The following is a 6,430-nucleotide window of genomic DNA, read 5'->3' as shown; positions in this document are numbered from 1 at the left end:
CTGCGAATAAATTCGCGCGATCTCTTGATCGCTTGACCATTGCTGGTCTCTGAAAATTCTTTAGAATCTTCAGGGTCTGTGTATTAATCGATCTTTGATTTTCAAGGTTCGCTGTGCTCTCTTTGCGACAGCTTGCATATTCTATCAAACTGTTTCTTGCTTGTCAAGCACTTTTTCAGAAATTTTTGATTCATCTGGAAGCGAAGTGCTTCATCTGAATCTCTGTTTTCTGGTGACGAGAAAACATTCTATCATAGAGCGTTATCTCTGTCAATAAGAATTTTCATATCTTTCAGATATTTTTCTGTCAGAAGAAAATCCTCAGCGGAGTAGGAGGGATTTGAACCCTCGCGCCGGTTTTATCCGACCTACACCCTTAGCAGGGGCGCCTCTTCGGCCTCTTGAGTACTACTCCAAATTAACCTCGATCCCTGCCAAGGGAGATGAATCATCTCAAACCGGGAAAATGGTTAATAAAAGCACCCTTTTAAGGATGCCTAGCTATATTACCAATAAATTTACATGATGTCAACCCGCTTTTTACCTTTATTTTTGACGGAAATTCGCCATTTTGCGGCTGTCATCCTGCCTGAACGAGAGCTTGTAGAGATAGAAGAGAGGGAGCACATCATATAGATGTGCTCCCTCTGGTAAGATGGCTTCAGTTATCCTCTCCAGCGTCTTCCGTATCCTCTGGAACCGCTTCGGTCTCCGCGAGCTCTGCCTCATAGGCCTCGGTCGTCGATTCACGTACCTTCGCGATCGATGCGATCACGGTATCGGAATCTGGATCGATGTTCATGAACTTCACACCGGAGGTATTACGCCCGATATCCTTCGCGTCCTTCAGCGACATACGGATGATAACACCTTCATTCGTGATCAGCATGATCTCGCGTTCCTTCGAGGTCAGCTTGAATCCGACGAGCTTACCGGTCTTTTCTGTGATGCGATAGCAGTGCAGACCCTTACCTCCACGTTTTTGAGCCTTGAACTCATCGGCATGGGTCAGCTTGCCCATACCCTTTTCAGATACGACCAGCACATAGTCACCCTGGCTGAGCTTCTGCATGCCGATGACCTCATCATCTGCATCGAGGCTGATACCGCGTACACCCATCGAGCTTCGACCGGTCACACGAACATCCGACTCGTTAAAGCGGATCGCCATACCATTCCGGGTACCGATCATGACATCTTCACCTGCATCGATCAGCTTCGCTTCGATGAGCTGGTCATCGTCCCGCAGCGTCATCGCGATGAGACCGGTCTTACGGATGTTCGCATAATCCGCAATCGGGGTCTTCTTCACCATACCGTTCTTCGTCGCAAGCAGGAGATACTGATCGGATGATGGATAATCATCCGTCAGCGCAAAGCTGGCGGTGACATGCTCATCTGATCCAAGCTGCAGGAGATTCACGAGTGCCGTACCACGGGAGGTACGGGATGCCTCCGGGATATTATACGCCTTGATGCGGAAGCAGCGTCCGGTGTTTGTAAAGAACATGATGTAGTGGTGATTCGTCGCCATGAACAGATCCTCGATGATGTCATCATTGATGGTCTGCATGCCCTTGATCCCCTTACCGCCACGGTTCTGCTGCTTGAAGTTCTCCGGTGACATACGCTTCACGTAACCGAGTCTGGTCGCCGCAATCACGATATCATCATCCGGAATCAGATCCTCATCCTCGATGGAATCGTCATAGCCGAACTTCGTGAGACGATCATCTGCATACTTATCTGCGATAACATCGATCTCACTCTTGATTACACCGAGCATCTTCTTCGGATCAGCGAGAATCTCGTTGTAGTATGCAATTTTCTTTTCGAGTTCGTCGTACTCATCCTTCAGCTTGTCGCGCTCGAGACCGGTCAGGGCACGCAGACGCATGTCTACGATGGCCTGTGCCTGTCCTTCATCGAAGCCGAACTTCGCGGAGAGATCCAGCTTCGCCTGCTCCGTGTTCGCAGCCGCACGAATGGTATGCACGATCTCATCGATATGATCGACAGCGACAAGGAGTGCCTCTAAGATATGCGCACGCTCCTGCGCCTTATTCAGATCATACTTCGTGCGTCTGGTGAAGACATTGACCTGATGCTTCAGATACTCGTCGAGAACCTGCTGGAGGTTCAGGATCTTCGGCTCGCCGTTCACGATACAGAGCATGATGACACCGAAGGTGGTCTGAAGCTGGGTATGCTTATAAAGCTGGTTCAGGATGACATTCGGGTTTACATCCTTTCGAAGCTCGATGTTGATCTTCGCTGTGGAGCCCTTACCGGAGGCGTCGTTGATATACGTGATGCCGTCGATTTTCTTATCCTTGACCAGATTTGCGATATTTTCGATGACCCTCGAACGGTAGACGAGGTACGGAAGCTCCTTCACCACGATGCGATGCTTTCCGTTCTGCATCGGTTCGATCTCACATACGGCACGAAGCTTGATCTTGCCACGTCCTGTACGGTAGGCCTCCTCGATGCCCTTGTGGCCGAGGATGATCCCACCGGTCGGAAAATCAGGCCCCGGGATTACCTTCATGATATCCTCCAGGGTCGTTTCCTGATCCTTTATGCGATTGTCAATGATGAGGTCCACCGCACGAATGACCTCCCGGAGATTATGTGGCGGGATGTTCGTTGCCATGCCGACCGCGATACCGGTGGCACCGTTCACGATCAGATTCGGGAACTTCGCCGGCAGCACCGTCGGCTCATCGTACTCGTTGGAGAAGTTCGGCATGAAGTCAACGGTGTCCTTATTGATGCCGGCGAGCATCTCACCGGCCAGCTTTGACATCTTCGCCTCGGTATAACGCATAGCGGCAGGAGAGTCGCCGTCGTCCGAACCGAAGTTTCCCTGCTTATCGACCAGTACATGGCGCATCGACCAGCTCTGTCCCATATAAACCAGGGCACCATAAATCGAGGAGTCACCATGCGGATGGAATTTACCCATACACTCACCGACGATGGTGGCACACTTCTTCGTTTTCTTATCCGGGGTTACACCGAGTGACTGCAGTGAATAGAGTACACGGCGCTGAACCGGTTTCAGACCATCCCGGACATCCGGAATCGCTCTCGATACGATGACACTCATCGCATAATCGATATACGAGTTTTCCATCGTCTTCTTGAGATCTACATCCTGGACCTTATCAAAAACATTTGGTTCCAAAATTTTATCCTCCGAATTCACTAATATCAGACATCGAGATTCGTGACATACTTCGCGTTCTCTTCGATGAATTCACGTCTTGGTTCGACCTGATCGCCCATCAGCGTGGTGAATGTGACGTCGAGATCTGCACGATCATCATCATTCATATTCACACGAAGAAGCGTTCTGGTTTCCGGATCCATGGTGGTCTCTGCGAGCTCCTCTGTATCCATCTCACCGAGTCCCTTGAAGCGGGATACATCCGTACCCTCGGCACCGATCTGCTTCAGGATATCCTGGTACTCCTCGTCGGAGTAAGCATAGTAGTGCTTCTTGTTCTTCGTGATATTAAAAAGTGGTGGCTGTGCCAGGTATACATGCCCCTGCTTGATCAGCTCCGGCATGAAGTTGTAAATAAAGGTCAGCATGAGGGTCGCGATATGTGCACCATCGACATCGGCATCCGTCATGATGATGATCTTGTTATAGCGAAGCTTCGAGATATCGAAGTCTTCGTTGATGCCGGTACCGAAGGCGGTGATCATACCCTTGATTTCCTCGTTCGCATATACACGGTCGAGGCGCGCCTTCTGCACATTCAGTACCTTACCACGCAGTGGCAGCACCGCCTGGGTATGGACATTTCGTCCATCCTTCGCAGGTCCCAGTGCAGAGTCTCCCTCGACGATGAAGATCTCACACTCATTCGGATCCTTCGAGTTACAGTCGACGAGCTTGCCCGGAAGACCGACACCATCGAGCGCCGACTTTCTTCTCGTAAGATCACGTGCACGACGTGCCGCTGCACGCGCACGCTGGGCGAGTACAGACTTCTCACAGATGGCACGCGCCACGCTCGGGTTCTGCTCGAGATAGTAGGTGAGCTGCTCACCGACGATGTTCTGAACCGCGGTCTGCGCCTCGGAGTTTCCGAGCTTCTGCTTGGTCTGTCCTTCGAACTGCGGATCCTCGATTTTTACCGAAATCACGGTCGTGAGACCCTCACGGATATCATCACCACTCAGATTCGGCTCCGATTCCTTCAGGAGCTTATTACTGCGGGCATAATCATTAAAGGTCTTCGTGATCGCGTTTTTAAAACCGGTGAGGTGGGTTCCACCCTCCGGGGTATTGATGTTATTGACGAAGGTATAGGTATTCTCGGTATAGGAGTCGTTGTGCTGCATCGCGACCTCGACGAACACATGATCACGCTCGCCCTCACAGTAGATGACGTCCGGATACAGTGGCTCCTTGCCCTTGTTGAGATACTGTACGAACTCCTTGATACCACCCTCGTAGTGGAAGGTCTTTTCCTGCTCCTTGCCTTCACGCGCATCGATCAGTGTGATTTTCAGCGCCTTCGTGAGGAAGGCCGTCTCACGGAGACGAACCTTCAGGGTATCGTAATCATATACGGTCTCTTCAAAGATTTCCGGATCCGGAAGGAAGTGAACCTTCGTTCCATGCTGACGCTCATCGCACTCACCGATGACGGTCATCGGCTGTACCACTTTACCGCGCTCGAACTTCATGTTGTAGATCTTTCCGCCCTTGTAGACAGAAACCTCGAGCCAGATTGAGAGAGCATTGACGACGGACGCGCCGACGCCATGGAGACCACCGGATACCTTATAGCCGGAGCCGCCGAACTTACCACCTGCATGCAGGACGGTGAAGACGACCTCGAGTGCCGGCTTACCGGCCTTCTTCTGAATGTCGACCGGAATGCCTCGACCGTCATCCTGTACAGTGATGGAATTATCCTTCTCGATGGTGACGGTGATGCTGTCGCAGAAACCCGCCAGCGCCTCATCAACGGAGTTGTCCACGATCTCATAGACGAGATGATGGAGACCACGGATGGAGGTGCTGCCGATATACATGCCAGGTCTCTTCCGAACTGCTTCGAGTCCTTCCAGAATCTGAATCTGATCTGCGCTGTAATCAGGCGAGCCCTTCATGAGCTCCTCTTCACGCTGCAGATCTTCATTTTCATTTTTTTCTATTGCCATTGAAGCTTTCTCCTTTGACTACCCGCCTGGAACAGCAGGAAACTGCATTTTTTACTATCCTGTCGTGATACAGACCACGGAAAGGTATGCATACACGCATTTTATTTTTCTGACGTGCTGTACAGCGTCTTCAGATTTTCAATTTTCGTCGCCGTTCCATTGACCACATGGAAGAGCTCATCGATATGAAAACGATGATTGACGAACTCATCGAGTCCGGTACAGGTGATGATGTTCTGCGTATCAGAGAGAAGATCGAGGAGATAATTCTGTCTCTTCGAATCCAGCTCCGACAATACATCATCGAGCAGCAGAATCGGATGATCCTCGATGCGCTGTCGCACGAGCTCGATCTCACTCAGCTTCAGCGCCAGTGCTGCCGTCCGCTGCTGACCCTGCGATCCGAATTTTCGGATATCCTTCCCATCGATCGTAAAGCAGAGGTCATCACGATGTGGTCCGACCAGTGTCAGATGCTGGCGTTTTTCCTGTTCACAGCTTCGCTCGAGCGCCGTGGCGAAATTTTCCGCTGCGACATTTCGATCGTAGCTGATGCTGAGCTCCTCGACACCTCCGGTCAGCTGGTGATGGATGCGACCGATGATACTCTGAAGCTCCTGGATGAACTTCTCCCGGATGGTGATGACCTGCTCGCCATAGAGGCAGAGCTGTTCATTCCATACCGGCAGGGTATCGGCCAGGACCGGACGCATGATCATATCCTTCAGCAGCTTGTTCCGCTGATTGAGTGTTCGATTATACCGAGCCAGATGATACAGGTACACCTTATCCAGCTGGCAGAGCTCAAGGTCCATAAAGCGGCGCCGAAGCGCCGGTCCATCCTTGATGAGACTGAGATCCTCCGGACTGAAGCAGACGACGTTCGCGATACCGAAGAGTTCCGAGGCATGACGAATCGGAATCTCATCGATGGCGATGCCCTTCGGTTTATTATTTTTCAAGTGCATATCAACACGGTAGGGAACCTTGCGTTTCCGTGTCTCCATCTTGATATGTGCTTCATCATGACCGAACTGGATCAGATCCCGGTCATGGGTGATCCGGTAGGATTTCGATGTACAGGCCAGGAAGATGGCTTCGAGTACATTGGTTTTTCCCTGTGCATTGTCGCCGAAAAAAATATTCGTTCCGGGACTCAGCTCTAACTTCAGATGGTCATAATTTCTGTAATTCTTTAATTCCAGTGTTTCAATTATCATTCTATAGCACGCGAGAGCAGCGC

The 6,430-nt window shown here is 51.0% G+C and carries 3 protein-coding genes and 1 tRNA gene; all 4 read right to left on the bottom strand.

The features are described 5' to 3' along the window. Positions 1 to 325 precede the first annotated feature (325 nt). Positions 326 to 415, bottom strand: a tRNA-Ser gene (locus ACTQ52_RS11720). A gap of 246 nt (positions 416 to 661) precedes the next feature. Next, on the bottom strand, positions 662 to 3,190 hold the full coding sequence (gyrA, locus tag ACTQ52_RS11715) for a DNA gyrase subunit A (protein WP_441982700.1): 2,529 nt from the start codon (positions 3,188 to 3,190) through the stop codon (positions 662 to 664). A 26-nt stretch (positions 3,191 to 3,216) separates the two neighbouring features. Then, positions 3,217 to 5,136, bottom strand: coding sequence for a DNA topoisomerase (ATP-hydrolyzing) subunit B (gene gyrB / locus ACTQ52_RS11710; protein WP_410043715.1), 1,920 nt, complete (start codon positions 5,134 to 5,136; stop codon positions 3,217 to 3,219). 152 nt (positions 5,137 to 5,288) lie between these two features. Then, the gene (gene recF / locus ACTQ52_RS11705; RefSeq protein ID WP_410043711.1) at positions 5,289 to 6,407 is read right to left on the bottom strand and encodes a DNA replication/repair protein RecF; all 1,119 of its coding nucleotides are present in this window, start codon (positions 6,405 to 6,407) and stop codon (positions 5,289 to 5,291) included. Positions 6,408 to 6,430: the final 23 nt, after the last annotated feature.

The organism is Oribacterium sp. Sow4_G1_1 (genome assembly GCF_052116105.1).
Taxonomy (GTDB): domain Bacteria; phylum Bacillota; class Clostridia; order Lachnospirales; family Lachnospiraceae; genus Oribacterium.
This window is presented reverse-complemented; position numbering and strand designations above follow the sequence as displayed.

Bases quoted from the DNA above. Each gene is read 5' to 3' on its own strand.
- gyrB (WP_410043715.1), bottom strand. From the start codon at position 5,136: ATGAAGGGCTCGCCTGATTACAGCGCAGATCAGATTCAGATTCTGGAA.
- recF (WP_410043711.1), bottom strand. From the start codon at position 6,407: ATGATAATTGAAACACTGGAATTAAAGAATTACAGAAATTATGACCAT.